The following is a 21,654-nucleotide window of genomic DNA, read 5'->3' as shown; positions in this document are numbered from 1 at the left end:
TAAGAAAAAACATCATGTAATTGTTACAAAAAAAGAAGGTGTCATAGAACAAATTGGGCCTGTTTCATGTCTGTAATAGTACGTGAATGAGATGATTGAGGGACTTGCTTCGTAACAGTTCTTTCTATATATAAGTTAAAAAACGACATGAAAAGGGGAGGACGAGAGCGTCTGGCCGTGCATAGAAGCGGTCAGGGCCTTTTCCTGCCACATGCGAGGTTTAAACCATAGGGAGAAAGCAAGTAGCGTTCATGTTGTATGAGGCATAGCGGCGACTTGCGTTTCGGAAAATGCTGTTTATGATCGCTGGTAAGAAGGTAGATAGAATGAGTTGAAAACATTGTTAGGCATATAACATTTAATTTTGCATGATATTTACAAAAAAGTGTCGAAAATGTGTTGTCACATCTTTCTATATGTGCTATATTATTTCCTGTAAGCGATTTCAATTAAAGTTTCATGGCAATCAAGGGGAGGACATCAAGAATAATGAAACGTTACGAACGAAAGTGGAAACATATTTGTTTAAAGCGTGCTACACAACGAGCGGTACATGAAAACGCAGAGCAGAAAATAGAGAAAACTACAGGGGAGCGAGAAAAGCAACTTGTCTCGCAGAAGTAGTGTCCACTTTTTTTTCGTATTTATGATAAGAAAGTATTACGTTCATTGGGGGATGGGCGTGAAGTAACTTTCAACTAAGGGGTATTAGTTCGATATATAAGTTTTATGGCTAAAACAAGCGCAGAGCATACGGTAGCTCTGCGCTTGTTTTTTGCTTATTGTGTTTAAATCAGAAACCAAGTATAAATAAAAAGATCCATCTTAAGTGAAAATAAACTTAAGATGGATCTTTTTATTTATTAAAACATCATGCCTGCTACAGCAGCGTTTAAGAAGTTTGCTAATGTACCTGCAATTACCGCTTTAATTCCCAATTGCGCGATTTGTTGACGGCGTGAAGGAGCAAGTGTACCAGTCACACCTAATTGAATCGCAATAGATGAGAAGTTTGCGAATCCGCAAATTGCAAACGCTAAAATAATGTTTGTTTTATCAGAAAGCTCTGCCATATGCTTACCTAAGTTTCCGTATGCAACGAATTCATTTACTGCAAGTTTTTGTCCGATATAACCAGCAGCCTGAATCGCTTCATGAGGCGGAACCCCAATTAGTATAGCGAACGGAGAAAGGAGGTAACCAAAAATTAGATCAAGGCTTAGTTTAATGTGGAACCAAGAACCAACCCATCCTAGTAGACCGTTTAATACAGCGATTAATGCGATAAATGCCATAAGCATTGCTGCAACGTTAATAACAAGTTGCATCCCTTCAGATGCACCGCGTGCTGCTGCATCAATAACGTTTGCATCTGTACGCTCTGTAGAAAGCTCTACATCATTATTTACTTTTTCTGTTTCAGGCATCATTAATTTTGCAATTAATAAGCTTGAAGGTGCAGCCATAATAGCAGCTGCAAGTAAATGCTCTAGCGGAATTCCCATTGCCGCATAACCAACAAGAACAGATCCGGCAACAGATGTCATACCGCTGACCATAATAGCGAAGAATTCACTATTTGTTACGCGCTCTAAGTAAGGTTTAATTAAAATCGGTGCTTCCGTTTGTCCTAAGAAAACAGTTGTAACAGCATTTAAGCTTTCTGTTCTTGAAGTTCCAAGAAGTTTGCTTAACCCGCCGCCAATAATTGTAATAAACCATTGCATAATACCAAAATAATATAATACGGCTACGAGTGCACTAATAAATACAATTGGAAGTAATGCTTGAATAATAAAGACGAAGCCCCAAGGCCCTTTTGGGTTAGCTAAACCACCAACAACGAACCCAATTCCCTCATACGAGAAATTAATAAGAGTTTGTACGCCGTCAGCAGCATGCTTTAAAACGGCTTTTCCTGCGTCCCATCTTAAGACGATGAAGGAGAAAGTAATTTGAAGTGCAAGCGCAATTGAAATTGTGCGCCAATTAATAGCTTTGCGATTGGAAGACAGTAAAACTGCAATTACCAAAATTCCAAGCACGCCGCCAATTCCCCATAAAACATTCATGCTTGTAAATCTCCTCTCTGAATTATCGGAACATTACAAATAGTAGAATTGCTCCGTTTCTCTGAAAACATTATCTTATGTAACTTATCACACCAGACATCAGAGGTCAAACGTCTGTAAAAAAGTCAGAATAGGAAAACAATAATTGTAATAAAAGCATATAAAATGAGCGATTAAGAAATGATATAAAGTCTAATATATAATTTGCCGCTGTGCAGAATAAAACATGACCAGCTGATCCTACCTATTTCAAAAGAAAAGAATTTTATATCAGTTTTTCCATTTGCACTTATGTATATACCTGATTTTGACTTTCCAACACACAAGTCGCCGCCACGCTGAACAAAAAGTAACCTGCACTTGCTTGTTCTCTTTGTTTTAACTTCGCTTGTGGCAGAAAAAGGCCCTGACCGCTTCTATGCATGGCCAGTTGCACTTGTCCATCTAAAAAGAAAAGGGTTTTTATTATATAAAAAGAGCCTTCTAGTAATCTAGAAGGCTCTGAAACTATTAATTAATAAGGCTTAGAATATCCTAAGAAATGGCTGCTCCAATATGAGTTATTTAATGATGCCACTTTAACTCCATTGTCCCCAGCTTGAATAAAGCTGCCACCACCAAGGTAAATACCGATATGAGATGGACCAGACTTATATGTGTCTTTGAAGTAAATCAAATCGCCTGGTTGCGGGTTAGATGTATGTTGGAAGCTGCTCCAATATCCAGCTACGCTTTGACGACTGATTGAATAGCCAAACTTTTTATATACGTGATAAATATAACCACTGCAGTCAACGCCGTTTGCAGAAGTGCCGCCCCATACATATGGAACACCTTCCATTGATTTTGCGTATGAAAGTAGTGATGAAGTATCACGAGAGTTATTGCTTGTGTTGTTATTATTGTTGCTGTTGTTGTTGTTGTCAGCTGGTTTTTGAGCCGGCTTATCATTTTGTACACCGCTTACAGGTGTTTTAGATAAGAAGCGAGTTCCTACGTAGCCAGTGCGGCCGTTATAGTTAACTTTGCTCCAGCCAGACTCGTCTGCAAGTACTTGTACTTTTTGTCCTTGTGGCAGGGCACCAATTACACCGTAGTCTGTTCCAGCGCCGCTGCGTACATTTAATGCGCTTGCATTAATGTAATATTCTCCGCCGCCTTGAGCTGGAGTTTCGGCTTTGTTATTATCGTTGTTATTGTTATTGTTGGCTGGCGGATTAGTTGTAGTAGTGCCGCCTTTTACAAATTTCACAAATTCGCTGCTAACATAACCTGTATTTCCGTTATGCTTCACTTTGAACCAGCCATTTTCAGCGCCAATAACGTTTAATGTGTGGCCTTTTAATACGCCGCCAATGATACCATGGTATGTAGCTGGGCCTGTACGAACGCGTAAAGACGTAGCGTCTACAACATAAGTACCGCCTGTTTGAACTGTAACGTTGTTGCTATTTTGTTGTTTGTTATCTTGTGCAACGTTTGAGTCAGAACCGCCTTTTGTTACATAGTCCTTGCTAACATAAGCGTTTTGTCCGCTGTAGCTAATTTTGAACCAATCTTGTACTTCACCAACGACTTGTACAACTTGTCCTTTATGTACAGAACCTAATTGTGTGTGTGAAGTGCTCGGGCCTGTACGAACACGAAGGGAAGATACATTTACTGTATAATTTCCGCTTGCTGGTTGAACAGTTGAGTTGCCTTGTGATTGAGAACCACTGTTACTGTTAGAAGTGCCCGTATTTACAAATTCGCCACTAACGTAGCCAACTTTTCCGTTATAGCTAATTTTGTACCAGCCGTTTTCCTGGCCAATTACGTTTAGTGTTTGTCCTTCATATACACGAGACGCAATGTCAGAAGATGTGCTAGGACTTGTACGGACGCGTAATACATCTGCATTTACTGTGTATTTTGTGTCGCTTTTTGGAGCTGCTTTAGTTGTTTGTGCTGCTTGTGCTGCAGGTTGTTGTGCGTTTTGATCAGGAGCTGCCTGAACTGTCCCTATTGTCGGGGCTGCTGCACCTGCTACAGACACTGCTGCAAGACCAGCAAGATATTTTTTCATAGTTTGTCGATTCCTTTCTGTCTGTATTTTAGGTGATGAAAAAATTACCAACTAATAAAAATTCTAAAATGGTTGTCGACTGATGTCAATGCTTATAGCGAAATCCATATATGACAAAAAGGTTAAAAAAAAAGAAAGGTGCCAATTTGCACCTTATTATAGAAATTATATCTATATATTTACAATAAATGGATATAATGTCATTCATATTCAAGGTAACAAGGCGTTGGAAGTAGAAAAGCTTTGCATAAATGTTTTTTGTAGTAATTTTGTGACAGGGCCTACTTGTCCGTTTTGAATAGGGGTTCCATCTAGATGGGTAAGCGGCATTACTTCAAAGGTTGTACCTGTAAAGAAGCATTCATCTGCTTTATATACATCATGAATGCTAAATAATTCTTCTCGCAGAGAAATATGTAATGTATGGGCAAGCGATATAATATATTGCCGAACAATACCATTTAAAATGAGATGATTTGCAGGATGGGTGTATAGTATGCCATTTTTTACAAGAAAGAAGTTAGAAAGACTACCTTCTGTGACAATGCCATTTCGAACGAGAAGAGCCTCTTTGCAGCCTTTTCGCTCTGCTTTCGTATTCGCCAGTATATTTGGTAACAAATTTAATGACTTAATATCGCAGCGAAGCCAGCGAGTATCGGACTCTGTTATCGCGCGAATCCCATATTCAAGCCATAAAGCAGGTCGTTCTTTTTTTCGAATGTAAGCATAAACAGTTGGAGTTGTATCAAAAGAGAAGGCATGAATGCGAGGTTTGACACCTCGAGAAATTTGTAAATAAATGATGCCGTCTTCTTGAAATTGATTCTTTTCAAGTAGTTCGTATAAGGATGAGATAAGCTCAGCTTTTGAGAGAGTAAGAGACAGCTCAATTTCTTCCATAGAGCGGTATAACCTTGTGATATGTGGATCTAATAAGTGTAAAGTTCCCTTATAAATACGAATAACTTCATATATGCCATCACCAAACTGTAGACCGCGCTCTTCTAAATCAATATGAGGTTGTTCTTTTGTTGTATCAATTATTGTTCCATTCCATAATACAAAGCGTTCATATTTCATGTTTTCCCCTTCCTTCTCCAAGTAGTGTTTGCACATACAAATTCGAAGGTTGAAAGAAAGAATCCTGCTTTATGATACAAAAAAAACAACGTTCTATAGTAGAACGTTGCATAAAAGAGGGTAGCTTGTTTATTAGGGACAAAGCTTACATGTTTTATTATAGATGTGTTTCGTGAATTTAATGTAAAACTTTGGTAAATGTTGTGTAATGATTATGCAGCTATAAAAAAAGACGCTGATTACTCAGCGTTTTTTTCTTTAATTGCAGTTTTGATTGTACCTGTTTTTACTTTGTTGCCTTCATAGAAACGAAGTAAATCGCCTTCAATGATTTTATCTGACATGTGCAATTCGTTTTGAGCACGGTCAACCATTGCTTGTGCTTCAGCTTTTGGTACTTGTGCAACCTCACCTGTCAGGCGGTTATAGAATGTGTTATTTGTATAAATGTATTGATCTGTAACGAAGCTTCCATCACGTAATACGACAAATGGTTTGCGTTCTGGTGCGAACAAGTCATGCCCAAAACGAATATCATTTGTTGTATCAACACCTAGTAAATGAAGGATTGTTGGTTTTACATCAATTTCTCCAGCAGGTGCTGTAATTGTTTTACCTTCTTTTTGACCAGGAACGTGAATGAAGAACGGTGTACGTTGTAAGTTCATGTGATCAAATGTTGTAATTTCTTCTTTTCCTAAGAACTGTGCCATTGCACGGTTATGGTTTTCAGAAATACCATAGTGGTCACCGTAGAATACAATAACAGAGTTATCGTAAAGACCTTCTGCTTTTAAACGTTCAATAAAGTGTTTTAACGCTTCGTCTAAATAACGAGCTGTTACTACGTAATTGTCAAATACATCGTCACCTGAGTTATAAGGTTCAATTAATTTTGTTGCCTCATTATAATCAAATGGATAATGGTTTGTTAATGTAAGGAAACGTGTATAGAATGGTTTCTTAACATTTTTTAACATATCCACTGATTGATCAAAGTACTCAATATCTTTTAAACCCCAGCCTAATTTTGTTTCAGGCGTAATTTTATAATCCAATTCGTTAAAGTAACGATCGTAACCAAGTGCTGGGTACACGATGTTGCGGTTCCAGAACGTTGCGTTGTTTGCATGGAATACAGCTGTGTAATAACCTTGCTCATGCAAGATTTCTGGTGTTGCCATAAATTCGTTGTTACCGTGTGTAAAGAATACAGCGCCGCGATCTAATGGATATAATGAGTTGTCTACAAGAAACTCTGCATCAGATGTTTTCCCTTGGCCTGTTTGATGATAGAAGTTTTCAAAGTAATAGCTCTCTTTTGCGAATTGGTTTAAGAATGGTGTTACTTCTTGACCATTTACTTTTGAACCAAGTAAGAATGTTTGCATTGATTCAAGAGATACAACAATTACGTTTTTCCCTTTTGCTACGCCGAACATATTTGGGTCTGGCTTTTCTTGTACTGTCTTCACATAGTTTTCTGCTTCTTGCAGCTTACTTCCATCTGCAAATGCTTTTTGTGAACTTGATTTTGCTTGTAAACCAAGATCATATATTTGGTGTGTATATAAACCTAAGTTTTTCACGAGCATGACGCGGTCAAATGAACGCGTTAATAATTCGGGACGTTCTGTTTCTGCAAGTCCTAAGTTTGCAAAGAAAATTGCAATTGTTGATACAAAATATAGTGAGCGCATTGGGCGTGAAACACGCTCTGTTTTTGCGTAATCATTCTTTTTCTTTAAAAGAATGAAGAAGAAGATAAGATCAGCAAACGCAACAACAATTTTGTAGTTAAAGAGCGATTTTACACTAGATCCAAGACTACTAAAGTTTGACGTTTGTCCCAGTACAGGTAATGTTACGAAGTCATTATAGAAACCATAGAACATTACGTTACCAACAAGAACTATAGTAAGGACAAAGTCGATTCCAAGTGCAATATAATTTCGTTTTTTTCCTTTTGCAAATAATGCAAGACCCACTAGAAATAATGATGTTGCTAATGGGCTAATAAATAAAATAAATTCTTGCATAAACGATTCTAATTTTAAGTCGAAGCTAGTACGTGTGATAATATACGTTTTTAACCATAATGTAAGGGCAACAAATAACGTAAATCGCACGTTTTGAAATTGTAATTTTAAAGATTCCTTCATCCATTTCACCCTTTCTCTATCAGGCTTGGTCAATTTTCGAGAGAAAAATGCTCAAATTAAAAAATACATAGTTTTCTTTGCCATGGATAGAGTTTTTTTCTTTCATACATCCATATATGACTTGAACTATGCATACCTTTTGTTTTCCTGCCTCTATGTTGTTCCATAAGCACAACGTCATTTTTGTATTATACAACAAAATTTGGTTATTAGGAACACACTGGAAACTTACATTTTTTGTATTTTTTCCATTATAGCTGACAGTGAAAACTTTAACATTGGTTTATATGCTCGTCAACTAAAAAATATAACAAAATTGGGAAAGAATATATAGTAGGAGAAAGTATTTTATGTTGAGAAAAATTTAAAAATACAAGACGAACACTTGTTCTTTTTTCGTTTGTTTGCTATAATGAGAGCGTATGATAAGTAACGTTCCAAGCTAGAATCTACACTATATTGTATGTGTGTGAAGTTTGCTTATGTTGTAAATAAACTTGGCATAATAGAAATAAATATGAAACTTCTATTAGTAAGAGAACATCACTTGCTTATGAAACGCTCTTACTAAATTTCTTTATTTCGTCACAAATTGACCGCAAATCGCGGAAGAATAGCGAGGGGAAATTTCATAATGAAGGAAAATTTTTCAGTCGAGACGTTTTGGAATAAAGTGAAAAATGCGGCAATTAAGGCGGGACATTCAGTCATTTATGCTAGCTTGTTGCTGTTTTATGTATTACAAAAACGAGATGTTCCAAAACGAGTAAAGCTTGTAATTATTGGTTCTCTTGCGTACTTTATTGCACCGATTGATGCGATTCCTGATTTTGTAGCTGGACTTGGTTATACAGATGACTTAGGTGCATTAACAGCTGCACTCGTACAAGCTGCAATATATGTCGATGAAGAAGTAAAAGAACAAGCGCGTACAAAATTGGGAGAATGGTTTAGTTCTGATGTGGATACGTCACTTATCGATCAAAAGTTAGATTCATGAAGCGAAACGTCTAACGGAAGGAATGGGATATGCCATCAGGAAAAACACACACGAAGATAAACTTAGTTTCTCTTCCTATCGTATTATTTATGCTTGCTTCTTACGGGTTAACAAATTTTGATTTTTTACTTACGTTTGCGATTGGGTTTATTGTTGGGACTTACTTTTTAACGCCGGATTTGGATATTCACAGTGCTGCTTATCGGAAATGGGGATTACTTCGCATCTTTTGGTATCCATATCAAACTGTGATGCCGCATCGTTCACCGCTTACCCATACGATTATTATTGGTGATTTAATTCGGCTTCTCTACATGCTGCTTGTTTTCTCACCGTTTTTATATGTGTTAAATAAAACGGTGCTAGAGGGGGACTTGCTTGAAATTGCCAAGGCGCATGAAGTAGAAATTATCACGTTTGTACTGGGCGTTATAGCTGCTAGTACATTACATATTATAGCGGATAGTGTAAATACGAGGCGAAAAAAGATGATGCATCGCAAACGAAGAAAAAGAAGAAAAAGAAGATGGTAAAAGCACTTGCGTACTGCAAGTGCTTTTACTTTTTCCGTTATCGACCGTTCTTTGCAATATATCGGCGCTTTTTCCGATATATCGACCGCTCTTTAGAATATATCGGCGATTCGACACGATATAAAGACCTTTCGGCGATATTCGACAAGAAAGTAGTCGATCCGCTGAGCTGAATCATACCGAAAAGTGAAAGGAGTTGACTAAAAAGTCCACTTTTTAGTCAACTCCTTGTTCCTCATACGCAACTACACTATCTAGCTGTGACATCTTTCATTGCTTCAGAAATACGATCAACTGCTGCTTTTCCAGCATCTTCAACAGCATCAACGGCATTTTGCATCGCATCGCTTGCTGCTTCAATGCCGCGCTTTGTTTTATTGCGCCCTTCGTCAATAGCAGCTTGATTTCGGTTTTGTTCAGCCATTTTCTAGTCCTCCTAAAGTCAGTTTTCAACTTTAGTATAAGAAAATATTATTTTGCTATTCATGAATGAACTGGAAATAACAATATTATCTCATTTTTTATTTTGCATATATAAAAAGGATGACGCTTTTTATTACAGAACATATAATCATATCACATTTGTGAAAAAGTGAACAAAGAAATTGTGAAGAAAATTTGAAAATTGGGATTGTAAATAAAGGGAAATATGATAAAGTATAAATATAACATTAATGAAAACGTTTTCCTAAAACGTTTTATTTTTTAGATCTAAAGGTCTGATGACCTGGTGGTCTACTTATATGGTTGTTAGCAAACAGGGGATACTAGAAAGGAAGAGGGACTATGAGCACATGGACACAAATTTATGATCCGCTAGGTAACATTTGGCTTTCAGCAGCAGTTGCAATGATTCCAATTATATTTTTCTTCTTGGCTTTAGCAGTTTTTCGTATGAAAGGCTATGTTGCAGGATTTATTACAGTTGTATTAACAGTTATAATTGCACTTTTCGTTTATAAAATGCCGTTTACGATGGCGATGGCAGCAACTGGTTATGGTTTTGCTTATGGATTATGGCCGATTGCGTGGATTATCGTTATGTCAGTGTTTTTATACAAAATTTCAGTAAAAACAGGACAGTTTGATGTTATTCGTGCATCTGTTCTTTCAATTACAAGTGATCATCGTTTACTTGTTATTTTAATTGGTTTTTCATTCGGGGCGTTTTTAGAGGGCGCAGCTGGATTTGGGGCACCGGTAGCAATTACAGCAGCGCTTCTTGCGGGACTTGGTTTAAACCCTTTATATGCAGCCGGGCTTTGCTTAATTGCAAATACAGCGCCGGTAGCGTTCGGAGCGATGGGTATTCCAATTTTAGTAGCTGGTCAAGTAACAGGTATTGATCCTCATAAAGTAGGACAAATGGCTGGGCATCAATTGCCGCTTCTATCATTATTTGTTCCATTTTTCATCGTATTCTTAATGGATGGATTAAAAGGTGTGAAACAAACGTGGCCTGCATTATTTGTAGCAGGCGGCTCGTTCGGGATTACACAGTTTATTACAGCAACATATCTCGGACCTGAGCTTCCAGACATTACGTCAGCATTAGTAAGCTTAGTGAGCTTAGCGTTATTCTTAAAAGTATGGCAGCCAAAAGAAATTTATCGTTCTGGAGAAGGACAAACAGAAGCTGCGGCAACAGTAGATGTTGGTTCTACAATGCATTTAACGGCAGGAAAAGTTTTGAAAGCGTGGTCACCGTTTATTATCTTAACGGTAATGGTTGTCATTTGGAGCCAAAAATTCTTTAAAGACTTATTTGTTCCAGGCGGTGCGCTTGAAAGTTTAGTGTTTAAATTTAAAGTTCCGGGTCTGCATAATTTAGTCATGAAGGCAGAGCCAATCGTTAATAAACCAACGCCGTATGAAGCTGTATTGAAGCTTGATATTTTATCGGCAACAGGAACAGCAATTTTGATTGCATGTATCATTACGATGTTTGTTTTAAAAATGAGTCCAAAACAAGCAGTAGCTACATTTAAAGAAACGTTACAAGAATTAAAAATGCCAATTTTATCAATTGGATTAGTACTTGGTTTTGCATTTATCGCAAATTACTCTGGACTTTCATCGACGTTAGCATTGGCGTTGGCGGGAACTGGAAGTTTATTTCCGTTCTTCTCACCATTCCTTGGATGGATTGGGGTATTCTTAACAGGATCAGATACATCTGCAAATGCATTGTTCTCAAACCTACAAGCTATTACAGCGCAGCAAGTAGGGGTGAAGGAAGTATTGCTTGTTGCTGCAAATACAACGGGCGGTGTAACGGGTAAAATGATTTCGCCGCAATCGATTGCAATTGCATGTGCGGCAGTTGGACTTACTGGGAAAGAATCGGATTTATTCCGCTTCACAGTGAAACACAGTTTATTCTTTGTAACAATCATTGGTATTATCACATATATTCAAGCTTATTATTTAACTTGGATGATTCCTTAAACAACAAGGGGGACTTCTCTTAACGGGAAGCCCCCTTGTTGTTTATTTTTGATTTTGATAAGGGAAATGAACAGTTTTAATATGGTATAAATTGAAATGAAAATGTTGATTACGTGCTGTAATGAGTTCGATCTGACTGTCAGTTACTTCCGTTAATTTTCCAACTTTGTAAGCTTGTATACCTAAATCAAGTAATACAATATGTTGTTTTAGTTTTTTCAATTGTTCAGAAAACGTCCGGGCAAGTGTGAGTTTTGATACTGCTGGTGATAGTCTTTCCCTTTCTAGGCCATAAGGCGTTTCAGCTTCTTGATATGGAATAAGATATTTTACGTGATGAAATGGAATGTATAATGTTTGATAGACAGGTGAGAGGAAGACAAAATAGTCATTCATAATATGAGTGACATATCCATATAAGAAATGTTCGTGTGATAGTGCGAGTTCAATAAATTGGCCTTTTGCCACTTGTAGTGTTTTTCGAAGTGAAATTGTAGATTCGGTTGATAACATATCTTGTGGTAGTAAAGATTCTGGAATTGTGAGGTTTTCAAAGAGTAAGGATTCTGTGAGTGGGGTTAAATGTTGAATGTGTAAACTAGAGATATACATGTATTTTTCTCCATCATACAATACGATGATATCTGATCCTTTATCAATCATAATTCCTTCAAATGGGAGAAGCTCCCCGGATATTGTTACTTGTATGGGCTGATTAATATATTTTTGTAAATGAAGCATAATAATCTCCTTTCTTGTATTTACATACGCTCCTTCTCCTCACTTTTAAGCTGTGAAGACTAATTTCACCCAATAATATAAGCAAAGTAGTGTGAAAATGACAGTTGGTGGAATGACGAGGAACGTCGCTTTCATATACGTTCCCCAGCTAATATTTACTTTTCCTTTTCTTGTAATATACATCCACATTAAGGTTGCTAATGTACCGATTGGGAGTAGTAGCGAGCCCATGTCGCTACCAATGATGTTTGCAAGATAGATTGTTTTCAATGTAATCGGATCTAGTCCCATTTCGGTAAGTGCAATCGTACCGATCATTAAGGCAGGATGGTTATTAAAGATGTTAGAGAGGATAGAAAGTAAGCCGCCCATAATAAAGTCGGCATGAAATAAACTGCTGGTAATGAGTGGGTGAAGTTTTGTAACGAGAAATTCAGTTAAACCGATGTTATGAAGTCCATATACAATTACGTACATAGAAAATGCGAAAACTAACACATACCATGGTGTTTTCTTAATCATGTCAATTGGTGGAATGCGCAGTTTGTACCATCTCCACCCAAGTAAAATAATAGAGCCAATGACCGCTGTAATGGCGATAGAGAATTGAAAGTACGATGCAATAAACAAGCTGATACGAACGCATAAAACAAATAATAGCATTCCGAACATAAATCGTGTTCGCTTACGATTTTCATCTATTTTGGGCCTTGGCTGCAATGGATGAAAAGATTTTTTGATGAAATTTTCATCTAAATATATCGGTAAGACCGGGAGAGTTTTCGGTAATTGTTTTCGAAAGATGAGGAATAATAGGAGCGCCATAAAAAGAAGGCCTAAAGTGGCAGGAACAAACATCATTGCTGTATGCATGTATAAATCCATATGGACAATTTTCAAGGCGATTAAATTTACAATATTGCTTACACCAATTGGTGCGCTTGAGGCGGTTGCGATGAGTGCACCGCTTAATAAGTAAGGGATTTTTTGATCAAGTGTAAGTCGTAAATGGTGTAACAAAAGCAGTAAAATGGGAGTTGTAATTAATATGCTACCATCGTTATTAAAGAATAATGTCATGAGAAAACAAAGAAGATTTGTATACCAAAAGAGGCGAATACCAGAGCTTTTTGCTTTTTTCGCAAGCTGAACAGCGCACCAATGAAAAAAGCCGAAGCTCTCTAGTACGATCGCCATAACAATGGTCGCCATAATTGTTATGGCAGCGCCAATAATTTTTGAGCTAATATCACCTAAGTCAGCAATAGAAACGGTGCCGCTTAAAATGACAATCATTGCCCCAACTGTTGCTGGAATTGCTTCATTTATTCCTTTTGGTCGCCAAAAGATGATGAGCATAGTTCCGAGAAAAGCGAGTATGGTTATTGTAGATTGTAGGCTGATCAACTCTTTCACTCCTGTTCTTATAGGGAAGTGTCCGTACAAAATATATTCCTATATCAGCTTATATTACATATGTATGACGTGTTGATTTTGCTTGTACTGAGTGAAATAACTATTTTTTGAGTGGAAAAGAAAAAATGTAAATATCTTTGCATTTTTTAGACAATGATGTATGATAGGGTCGTAGTAAAAATTTAATCAGTGATAAACTAGGGGTGCCCGATAGAGCTGGGCTGAGAGAGAAGCGTGTTGAAGCTTCTTAACCCTTTGGACCTGATCTGGTTCGTACCAGCGGAGGGAAGTTGACGGCTTTACATAACAATGTCTTTATGTTGCCAGGTCCTATTCTTTTATGATGGACCTGGCTTTTTTATTTGGCATTGCAAGCCGCTAGTTCTCATCCTTGTCACAAGAAAAGCGAAGACACAGGGGAGGAAAAAATGATGAAACAATCTGTTTCAGCTGAACAAATTGAGTTGAAGTCAAGTTTACCAGGAAGCAAGAAAGTATATGTAGAAGGTACGCGTGAAGACATGAAAGTACCAATGCGTGAGATTGCACAAAGCGATACAAACGGTGTACCAAACCCGGCTATTCGTGTGTATGATACGAGCGGTCCTTATACAGATCCGAATTACAAAGTGGAGTTAGAAAAGGGGATGCAGGCGCCGCGTCGTTCATGGATTGTGGAACGAGGAGATGTAGAGGAGTATGAAGGTCGTGAAGTGAAGCCGGAAGATGATGGGGTGAAAGCAGCGTCTACACATACGCCTGTATTCCCGCAAATGGGACGGAAGCCACTCCGTGCAAAAGACGGAGCAAACGTTACGCAAATGCATTATGCTCGTAAAGGGATCATTACAGCAGAGATGGAATATGTAGCAATTCGCGAAGGTGTGGATCCGGAGTTTGTGCGGAAGGAAATCGCTGAAGGTCGTGCTATTCTACCAGCAAATATTAATCACCCGGAAGCAGAACCAATGATTATTGGTCGTAACTTCCATGTGAAAGTAAATGCGAATATTGGGAACTCAGCTGTTTCATCATCTATCGCTGAAGAAGTTGAGAAGATGACGTGGGCAACGCGCTGGGGTGCTGATACAATTATGGACCTTTCTACTGGGAAAAATATTCATACGACGCGTGAATGGATTATACGAAATGCTCCTGTACCAGTTGGAACAGTGCCGATTTATCAGGCGCTTGAAAAGGTAAATGGAATTGCTGAAGATTTAACGTGGGAAGTATACCGTGATACGCTAATTGAACAAGCGGAGCAAGGAGTAGATTACTTTACAATTCATGCTGGTGTACTGCTTCGTTACATTCCGCTTACAGCAAAGCGTGTAACAGGAATTGTATCACGCGGCGGTTCGATTATGGCGCAGTGGTGCTTATACCATCATCAAGAAAACTTCTTATACACACACTTTGAAGAAATTTGTGAAATTATGAAGAAGTATGATGTGTCCTTCTCTCTTGGAGATGGGTTACGCCCTGGTTCGATTGCGGATGCAAACGATGAATCTCAATTTTCTGAGCTTGAAACATTAGGAGAGCTTACGAAGATTGCTTGGAAGCATGACGTTCAAGTGATGATCGAAGGCCCAGGACATGTACCGATGCATTTAATTAAAGAGAATATGGATAAAGAACTTGAGATTTGTCATGGTGCACCGTTTTATACGCTTGGACCGTTAACGACAGATATTGCACCTGGGTATGATCATATTACTTCTGCAATCGGTGCAGCGATGATCGGCTGGTTCGGTACAGCAATGCTTTGCTATGTAACACCGAAAGAGCATCTTGGCCTGCCAAACAAAGATGATGTTCGTGAAGGTGTGATTACGTATAAAATTGCTGCACATGCTGCTGATCTTGCAAAAGGTCATAAAACAGCACACGAGCGTGATGACGCTCTTTCAAAAGCACGTTTTGAATTCCGCTGGCGCGATCAATTTAATTTATCATTAGACCCTGAGCGTGCAATGGAATATCATGATGAAACATTGCCGGCAGAAGGAGCAAAGACAGCGCATTTCTGCTCAATGTGTGGTCCGAAGTTTTGCAGTATGAGAATTTCGCATGATATTCGTGAGTATGCGAAAGAGAATGATTTAGAAACAACAGAAGCAATTGAGAAAGGTATGAAAGAGAAAGCAGAAGAGTTTAAAGGAACAGGTAGTCAGTTATATAGGTAAGTAGAAGAACTGAAATGAAAAATCTGAAATAAAAAACCTTTCTTTTTGGGGGAGCGAGAGCGTCTAGCCGTGTGTGGAAGCGGTCAGTGCCTTTTTCTGCCCCGTGTAGCGGGCGAGTGGAGAGCCTGTTTTGTTTTATCCCACATTAACGGGCAGTAAAAGCCCGATTGGTGAGGGCTAATAATCAGTGGGGATGAAGAAAACCCCCACTGATTAAAGTTTCACTTTATGTGCGAGGGTTTTTAATAGATTTATATAGAAAATACCTTTCTGAACACCTTTTCAATCTATAATCACGTGTACCTAACCTAATATAGATAATCATCCCCCTGCTGAGCGAGAGCAGGGGGATTTGTTGTTCTATGGAGAATACTTCATATGGAAAATGAGGCGAATTGGAGGAAACCTAGTAAAGCTATGCTTAAATAACATAGATATTCAAGAAAATTACAAAAATGGATAAAATGCTATATAATGTATATGTGGAATAGCTAATATTTGGTTTATTTCGTTCGTTAATATGTTATGAAAAGGGGATGAAGTATTGGAATTAGATAGATTAAGAGAGAATATAGCGGTAAGGGGCAAACGGGGATTGCATTTTATTTTGGCTTCAATCATTATGTGGAGTGCTATCTTAGTAGTATGGCTACTTCCGATAAAAGAGGTATCGACAAAAAACTTATTAACATTTTGTATTACTGCAACGCTTTTACCAATTGCTTTTATGATATCTAAATTAATAAAAGCAGAATTTTCAACTAAGGATAATTCATTAAATGCTTTAGGGATCTTATTTTCTTGTAATCAATTCTTATATATTTTAATTGCAATGTGGATTTATCAAGCAGCTCCTGAAAAAATGGCTATGGTATTAGCTATAATATTTGGAGCACATTTACTACCTTTTGGATGGTTATATAAATCGAAAGCGTATTTTGTAATGGCTATAGTCGTTTCTTTCACATCTTTAATAGTAGGAATTATTTTTAGCCCAGTAATAGTGGCAATCGTTATGATATCTTTAGAAATTATATTCTCTATATGGTTAAGCTTTGAGGTTAAGGCTTTAGGAAATTGTACATAAACGCAAATTAGAAACTTTTTAGTTGGGCAAGAACGTCTGACCGTGCATAGAAGCGGTCAGTGCCTTATAAGTTGAAACTGAAAGCACTGTTCTAAACACTTTTCAACCTAATATAACTAATCATCCCCCTGCTGAGCGAGAGCAGGGGGATTTTGTTTCGTTTGATAAGTTAACGCGCGAAGACGAGCTGTACCCAATAGAATAAGAGGAAGAGTGTTACGATTGTGGAGATTGGAATGACAATTAAGGAGACGCTCAAGTAATCTTTCCATTTTACTTTGATTTTATTTTGCTTTAAGATATACATCCAAATAAGAGAAGCGAGTGTACCGATTGGTAATAACAATGATCCCATATCGCTACCAATAATGTTGGCAAGATAGATGGTTTTGAGGGTAATAGGATCTAATCCCATTTCTGTTAAGGTGATCGTTCCAATCATTAAGGCAGGATGGTTGTTAAAGATGTTTGATAGAAGTGAAACGAGTCCCCCCATGATAAAGCTGGCATATAATAAACTTTGATTGACAACTGGTTCGCACATTTGTACAAGCCAAGCTGTTAATCCAGCGTTATGAAGACCGTAAATAATAACGTACATGGAAAAAGCGAAAATGAGAATGTGCCACGGTGTCTTTTTTAATATATCGACTGGATTTGTTCGTAAATAATACCATCTCCAGATGAGTAGAACGAGAGAGCCGATTACAGCGACAATCTCAATCGGAATGGAAAGGAAGGAGGCAACGAAAAGAAGGCAACGCATAAGGAAGACAAACAGCAACACTTTTAACATAAATTTCGTGCGTTTACTTTTTGTATCAACCGAATCTTTTCCTTTTAATGGATGGAAATGCTTTGTGAAAAAGACCTCTTCAATGTCGTAAGCGGATTTTGGTAGTTGTTTCGGTAATTTCTTTTTCACAACTATATACATGAGCCATGACATAAAGATAAGTCCTAGCGTTGCAGGCACAAACATCATTGCTGTGTGCATATAGAGTGTCATGTGAACGATATTTAGTGCGATTAGATTTACAATATTACTAACGCCAATTGGAGCGCTAGAAGCCGTTGCAATCAATGCGCCGCTTAATAAATATGGAATTTGTTGATGCGGTTTTAATTGAAGGTTTTTTAGAAGTAAAATTAAAATTGGTGTTGTAATTAAAATGCTACCATCGTTATTAAACAATAACGTCATAAGAAAACAGAGTAATTGGATGTACCAATATAAGCGATGCCCTGATCCTTTTGCTAAGTTTGCGAGTCTGGCTGCTGCCCAGTGGAAGAAACCGAAACTTTCTAATATAACAGCCATAACGATTGTGGCGATGATGGTAATAGAGGCGCCGCCAATTTTACTAATAATATCGGTAATGTCACTGCGTGATACGAGTCCAGTAATAATGATAATGCCTGCTCCGATTGCAGCTGGCCATGCTTCGTTTAATCCGCCTGGCCGCCAAAAGATGATGGTCATGGTAAGAAGAAAAACAATAACCGTAATCCAAATTTCAATACCCATAGCTAGCCTACCCTTCTTAGTTCTGTAGTTTGAACAAGATTATTTCGACTTGTCCAAGACTTTCTATTTAATCATATTCAAATTGCTTAAAGAAGGTATGAGGCATTTCACTAACTATGAAAATATGTACGTTTGATACTTTAAGGAAGAGACATAGTATATGGGGATTTTGGGATGAAAATAGGCACATAGCCAGTATGTGCCTATTAGGTATTTATAAGAGAAAAGTGAATGCGTGCATTTACCTAATATTTTTTTGCTAGGTAAATGCGGAGTGAAATCTACTCTTTATTTTGAGGTAGATGATGTTTGACTAAGAAATTGTTACTACATAAAGGGCAGAACACTCTTTTTTAGGTGGGCGGGAGCGAGTGGAGGTTCTGCTTTGTTTTGCGAGCCGGTGTCTTTACTATTTTATGTTGAATGTTATCGGAATGTCCTTGTGTTTCGCTTCACTTCAAAAATGATCGATCCTTCAAGAATAAATTCCAGAAGAAGATGAATCCCGGTAATAAAATCGCGATACCAATAGCATAGAGGACGAGCAGCGCATAAAATGTTTCTGTCGTTGTAAAGCTTGTAAACACGGTCACCTCTGGGTAGATAATATACGGAAGGTGGGCAACGCCGTAAGCATAGCTTGCAAATCCATATTGGGCGACGACAGAAAGAACAGCAATGCGCGGCCAGCCAAGTATTCCTTGTCTTTTGTTTGTCCACCAAAGCGAGGAATAGCCAATGATAAAAAAGATAATTGAGATTGTAAACCATAGAAACTGTTTAATTAAACCCTCCATGAGCCAATGTGTTTCTGGTTCCATGACGACAAGTGCGATGATGGCGGTGACAAGTGTTGCAGGTCCGAGTAAGATGGCATTTCGCCGATAGAGACGGTATGTATCTTTAGAGCCTTGTTCACTAGCAAAGTCAGCGAGAAAGAGGGCAGATAAAAAGAGTTCAGATGTTAGGCCAAAGAGCATGTACCAATATACGACTGGGCTTGATAATAACTTTCCATATAGTAACGTTTCTTTCCCGTTAGCAGTGGTAATGAAAGCTCCTTCTGTTACAGGAAGAACTGTAATTAAGAGAGCTGGAATTAAAAGACCTGTAATGCCTGAAATTGTGCGCAGTATACGTTCGTACTTTGGCACAGAGTAAGCAAACACCATAAAGGTACTGCGAATGGCAACGAGAATGAGAATTAAGGTAACAGGTACAAACATTGCAGTTGCAAGTGTAAATGCAGCCTTTGGAAAGAAGCCGAGAAACGCCACAACGACAAAGACTAGAAATGTATTCGTAACTTCCCACGTTGGGGATAAGTAGCGATTCGCCAGTTTTCCAGCAAGTGTTGGATGCTTTGCGTACACCATCCCCCAAAAGCCGGCTCCGAAATCAATTGAGCCTAAAATACTGTATACAAAAACGACGGCCCAGAGAATGATAATAGCGATACTTGCTTCATGCATGTGAATCCCCCCTGTTCGGTTGTAAGTCGTTCTTTAGTGGATGGCGCTGAAAGAATGTTCGTAATACGAAGATAGTTAAAGCACCAAGTGCAATGTAAAGGACGACAAATACGACGAATAATGGTCCGACAAAATCAGCGCGCGTGGCAGCATCTGTCGTCCGCTGAAATCCATAAATTGTCCAAGGCTGCCGACCGCTACAGCTGAAAATCCAACCAAATTCAATGCCAAGAAGCATAATTGGACCGCACGCCGCAGTAGCCCACAGCATCCATTTCGGCAATTGTCCTCCTTTTTTTCGGTAAATGAAGTACCAATATCCAAGTGCAATTGCAGCGACGGCAAATGTATATGTAGCTGCTCCGACCATTAAATCAAAGAATAGATGAGTGTAAAAAGGCGGCCACGTTTCTTGTGGAAATTCATTTAATCCTTTTACAACTGTACTTGGAGAAAAACCAACTAACATGCTTAGTAGATTTGGAAATTCAATGGCGTATTTCAATTTGTTTGTTTCTGGATCAAGTACGCCGCCAACAGCTAGCGGTGCATGTGATTGCGTCTGATATAATGCTTCTGCTGCTGCTAATTTCTCTGGCGAGTGCTCATGCAAGGCAATCGCAGATTCATGTCCAGAAAGCCACATAATTGCGCCTGCAATAAACGTGACGATTAGACCTAAATATAGTCCTTTTTTATGATAGGTAATCTCCTGTGCGCTCTTATTTCGTTTTAGTAATTTAAAACCGGCGATTGAAGCGATGACAGCAGCTCCTGTTGCATAAGCTGTAATGACGACATGAATGGAGCTTGTGACAAAGCTTGGATTAAAAAATGCTTTCCAAGGATCGACATTGTAGATTGAGCCGTCTGCAGCCATTGAAAATCCGGCTGGTGTATTCATCCATGTATTTGCTGATGTAATAAGTACAGCAGAAGCAGTTGCGCCGAACATCACAAAAAAGAGCGATACTAATCGCATGAATGGTGGCAATTTATCTGCAGCATACACATAAATGGACATGAATAATGCTTCTAGGAAGAAGGCGAAAATTTCAATTTGAAACGGGACGGAAATGACTTGTCCGACAATCTTCGCAAAGCCAGGCCAAAGCAAGGAAATTTGAACGCCTACAATTGTTCCTGTGGGAATGGCGACACCAAGAAGAATCGCAAATGCTTTCGTCCATCTTTTGGCCATCACAGAGTAATCGGGATCCTTTTTCCAGTGATATAACACTTCGCTTATAAAAATCATTAAAGAAAGTCCGATTCCTAGCGTTGCAAAAATAATATGGAAGGCTAACGATGATCCAAAGAAAGCGCGCGATAGTGTAACAGTATCCATAGGTCTACTCCTCTTCTCTTTTTTGCCATTATTTTCTTACCATTATGGAAAATTTATTCAAAAAAGTGACAAAAAATATGTATGTACTTGAGGAGAGATTATGATATTATAATGTTGAAATCTTCGGAAAATAAATAAAAAGAAGAATTTGCATTTTAGAATTGTGCTTTGAAGAAAAATGTTTTATAATGCTTTATACGAACGTGAGTTCTGTTTTGGTTTTTATAAACTATAAGGCAGAAATACTAATGTTCACTGGATTTAGTTGTATTCATGAAACGGAGGGAGAAGTTTTCATGTATCCAGAAGTCATTAAAAAAATGGCATTTTCGAAAGAGCATAAAGATTTATTGTTAAAGCTATATAATAAAGAAATTACTAGGCGTGAATATGATCGTCTCGTACAAACATTATATCGGCCAGCAAAAGAAAGCGTGTAGTGAAGGGATAACTTCATTATTATAGCAATAAAGAAAAAGAGGTAATCTGAAAAAGGTTACCTCT

General features: G+C 38.1%; 17 protein-coding genes and 1 riboswitch. Of the genes, 7 read left to right on the top strand and 10 right to left on the bottom strand.

What is annotated here, in order from left to right; all coding sequences use genetic code 11:
• Positions 1–489 precede the first annotated feature (489 nt).
• On the top strand, positions 490–624 hold the full coding sequence (locus Q9306_RS13295) for a hypothetical protein (RefSeq protein ID WP_306199143.1): 135 nt from the start codon (positions 490–492) through the stop codon (positions 622–624).
• Positions 625–863: 239 nt separating this feature from the next.
• Here the strand turns inward: Q9306_RS13295 and Q9306_RS13290 are convergent, their stop codons facing one another.
• From Q9306_RS13290 to Q9306_RS13275, 4 genes are all read right to left on the bottom strand, one after another.
• Entirely contained in the window at positions 864–2,072 is a 1,209-nt protein-coding gene (locus Q9306_RS13290) for a NupC/NupG family nucleoside CNT transporter (protein WP_306199141.1), read from the bottom strand.
• 514 nt (positions 2,073–2,586) lie between these two features.
• Positions 2,587–4,140 (bottom strand): C40 family peptidase, encoded by a 1,554-nt coding sequence (locus Q9306_RS13285; protein ID WP_306199140.1) that lies wholly within the window; start codon positions 4,138–4,140, stop codon positions 2,587–2,589.
• Positions 4,141–4,350: 210 nt separating this feature from the next.
• On the bottom strand, positions 4,351–5,223 hold the full coding sequence (locus Q9306_RS13280) for a D-amino-acid transaminase (RefSeq protein ID WP_306199138.1): 873 nt from the start codon (positions 5,221–5,223) through the stop codon (positions 4,351–4,353).
• 239 nt (positions 5,224–5,462) lie between these two features.
• Complete coding sequence (locus Q9306_RS13275; RefSeq protein ID WP_306199136.1) at positions 5,463–7,385, bottom strand: LTA synthase family protein; 1,923 nt, start codon at positions 7,383–7,385, stop codon at positions 5,463–5,465.
• A 634-nt stretch (positions 7,386–8,019) separates the two neighbouring features.
• Here Q9306_RS13275 and Q9306_RS13270 point away from each other — a divergent pair.
• Together Q9306_RS13270 and Q9306_RS13265 are read left to right on the top strand one after the other, a co-directional pair.
• A complete protein-coding gene (locus Q9306_RS13270; protein WP_306199134.1) occupies positions 8,020–8,385 on the top strand; it encodes a YkvA family protein in 366 nt (121 codons plus the stop codon).
• A gap of 29 nt (positions 8,386–8,414) precedes the next feature.
• Entirely contained in the window at positions 8,415–8,918 is a 504-nt protein-coding gene (locus Q9306_RS13265; RefSeq protein ID WP_306199132.1) for a metal-binding protein, read from the top strand.
• Positions 8,919–9,168: 250 nt separating this feature from the next.
• Here Q9306_RS13265 and Q9306_RS13260 read toward each other — a convergent pair whose 3' ends face one another.
• Entirely contained in the window at positions 9,169–9,342 is a 174-nt protein-coding gene (locus Q9306_RS13260; RefSeq protein ID WP_306199130.1) for a hypothetical protein, read from the bottom strand.
• 362 nt (positions 9,343–9,704) lie between these two features.
• Between Q9306_RS13260 and Q9306_RS13255 the strand changes: the two genes are divergently transcribed.
• The gene (locus tag Q9306_RS13255; protein ID WP_306199128.1) at positions 9,705–11,366 is read left to right on the top strand and encodes a lactate permease LctP family transporter; all 1,662 of its coding nucleotides are present in this window, start codon (positions 9,705–9,707) and stop codon (positions 11,364–11,366) included.
• A 42-nt stretch (positions 11,367–11,408) separates the two neighbouring features.
• Here the strand turns inward: Q9306_RS13255 and Q9306_RS13250 are convergent, their stop codons facing one another.
• Together Q9306_RS13250 and Q9306_RS13245 are read right to left on the bottom strand one after the other, a co-directional pair.
• Positions 11,409–12,107, bottom strand: a complete 699-nt coding sequence (locus tag Q9306_RS13250; protein ID WP_306199126.1) for a DUF2642 domain-containing protein — start codon at positions 12,105–12,107, stop codon at positions 11,409–11,411.
• Between the two features lie 45 nt (positions 12,108–12,152).
• Positions 12,153–13,511 (bottom strand): arsenic transporter, encoded by a 1,359-nt coding sequence (locus Q9306_RS13245; protein ID WP_306199154.1) that lies wholly within the window; start codon positions 13,509–13,511, stop codon positions 12,153–12,155.
• A 201-nt stretch (positions 13,512–13,712) separates the two neighbouring features.
• Positions 13,713–13,828, top strand: a riboswitch (TPP riboswitch).
• A gap of 126 nt (positions 13,829–13,954) precedes the next feature.
• On the opposite strand from Q9306_RS13245, the gene thiC reads away from it, so the two are divergent.
• Together thiC and Q9306_RS13235 are read left to right on the top strand one after the other, a co-directional pair.
• Entirely contained in the window at positions 13,955–15,715 is a 1,761-nt protein-coding gene (gene thiC, locus Q9306_RS13240; protein ID WP_306199124.1) for a phosphomethylpyrimidine synthase ThiC, read from the top strand.
• Positions 15,716–16,259: 544 nt separating this feature from the next.
• Positions 16,260–16,802, top strand: a complete 543-nt coding sequence (locus tag Q9306_RS13235; protein ID WP_306199122.1) for a DUF7010 family protein — start codon at positions 16,260–16,262, stop codon at positions 16,800–16,802.
• 169 nt (positions 16,803–16,971) lie between these two features.
• Here the strand turns inward: Q9306_RS13235 and Q9306_RS13230 are convergent, their stop codons facing one another.
• The 3 genes from Q9306_RS13230 to Q9306_RS13220 form a co-directional block, all read right to left on the bottom strand.
• Positions 16,972–18,330, bottom strand: coding sequence for an arsenic transporter (locus tag Q9306_RS13230; protein WP_306199120.1), 1,359 nt, complete (start codon positions 18,328–18,330; stop codon positions 16,972–16,974).
• Between the two features lie 452 nt (positions 18,331–18,782).
• The gene (locus Q9306_RS13225) at positions 18,783–19,802 is read right to left on the bottom strand and encodes a cytochrome d ubiquinol oxidase subunit II (protein ID WP_098918849.1); all 1,020 of its coding nucleotides are present in this window, start codon (positions 19,800–19,802) and stop codon (positions 18,783–18,785) included.
• On the bottom strand, positions 19,795–21,150 hold the full coding sequence (locus tag Q9306_RS13220; protein WP_306199117.1) for a cytochrome ubiquinol oxidase subunit I: 1,356 nt from the start codon (positions 21,148–21,150) through the stop codon (positions 19,795–19,797). Before Q9306_RS13220 ends, Q9306_RS13225 begins: the two co-directional genes overlap by 8 nt.
• Before the next feature lie 296 nt (positions 21,151–21,446).
• On the opposite strand from Q9306_RS13220, the gene Q9306_RS13215 reads away from it, so the two are divergent.
• Positions 21,447–21,590, top strand: a complete 144-nt coding sequence (locus Q9306_RS13215) for a hypothetical protein (RefSeq protein WP_090998139.1) — start codon at positions 21,447–21,449, stop codon at positions 21,588–21,590.
• Positions 21,591–21,654 lie beyond the last annotated feature (64 nt).

Origin of the sequence: Bacillus multifaciens (genome assembly GCF_030756675.1) — a bacterium.
Taxonomy (GTDB): Bacteria; Bacillota; Bacilli; order Bacillales; family Bacillaceae_G; genus Bacillus_A; species Bacillus_A multifaciens.
Note: the sequence above shows the minus strand (reverse complement) of the source record. Positions and strands in the feature narration are given on the sequence as shown.

Excerpts from the sequence above, each read along its gene's own strand:
- Q9306_RS13215 (WP_090998139.1), top strand. The coding sequence starts at position 21,447 with ATGTATCCAGAAGTCATTAAAAAAATGGCATTTTCGAAAGAGCATAAA.
- Q9306_RS13255 (WP_306199128.1), top strand. The coding sequence starts at position 9,705 with ATGAGCACATGGACACAAATTTATGATCCGCTAGGTAACATTTGGCTT.
- Q9306_RS13270 (WP_306199134.1), top strand. The coding sequence starts at position 8,020 with ATGAAGGAAAATTTTTCAGTCGAGACGTTTTGGAATAAAGTGAAAAAT.
- Q9306_RS13285 (WP_306199140.1), bottom strand. The coding sequence starts at position 4,140 with ATGAAAAAATATCTTGCTGGTCTTGCAGCAGTGTCTGTAGCAGGTGCA.
- Q9306_RS13265 (WP_306199132.1), top strand. The coding sequence starts at position 8,415 with ATGCCATCAGGAAAAACACACACGAAGATAAACTTAGTTTCTCTTCCT.
- Q9306_RS13250 (WP_306199126.1), bottom strand. The coding sequence starts at position 12,107 with ATGCTTCATTTACAAAAATATATTAATCAGCCCATACAAGTAACAATA.
- Q9306_RS13295 (WP_306199143.1), top strand. The coding sequence starts at position 490 with ATGAAACGTTACGAACGAAAGTGGAAACATATTTGTTTAAAGCGTGCT.
- Q9306_RS13280 (WP_306199138.1), bottom strand. The coding sequence starts at position 5,223 with ATGAAATATGAACGCTTTGTATTATGGAATGGAACAATAATTGATACA.
- Q9306_RS13275 (WP_306199136.1), bottom strand. The coding sequence starts at position 7,385 with ATGAAGGAATCTTTAAAATTACAATTTCAAAACGTGCGATTTACGTTA.
- Q9306_RS13220 (WP_306199117.1), bottom strand. The coding sequence starts at position 21,150 with ATGGATACTGTTACACTATCGCGCGCTTTCTTTGGATCATCGTTAGCC.
- Q9306_RS13260 (WP_306199130.1), bottom strand. The coding sequence starts at position 9,342 with ATGGCTGAACAAAACCGAAATCAAGCTGCTATTGACGAAGGGCGCAAT.
- thiC (WP_306199124.1), top strand. The coding sequence starts at position 13,955 with ATGAAACAATCTGTTTCAGCTGAACAAATTGAGTTGAAGTCAAGTTTA.
- Q9306_RS13230 (WP_306199120.1), bottom strand. The coding sequence starts at position 18,330 with ATGGGTATTGAAATTTGGATTACGGTTATTGTTTTTCTTCTTACCATG.
- Q9306_RS13290 (WP_306199141.1), bottom strand. The coding sequence starts at position 2,072 with ATGAATGTTTTATGGGGAATTGGCGGCGTGCTTGGAATTTTGGTAATT.
- Q9306_RS13225 (WP_098918849.1), bottom strand. The coding sequence starts at position 19,802 with ATGCATGAAGCAAGTATCGCTATTATCATTCTCTGGGCCGTCGTTTTT.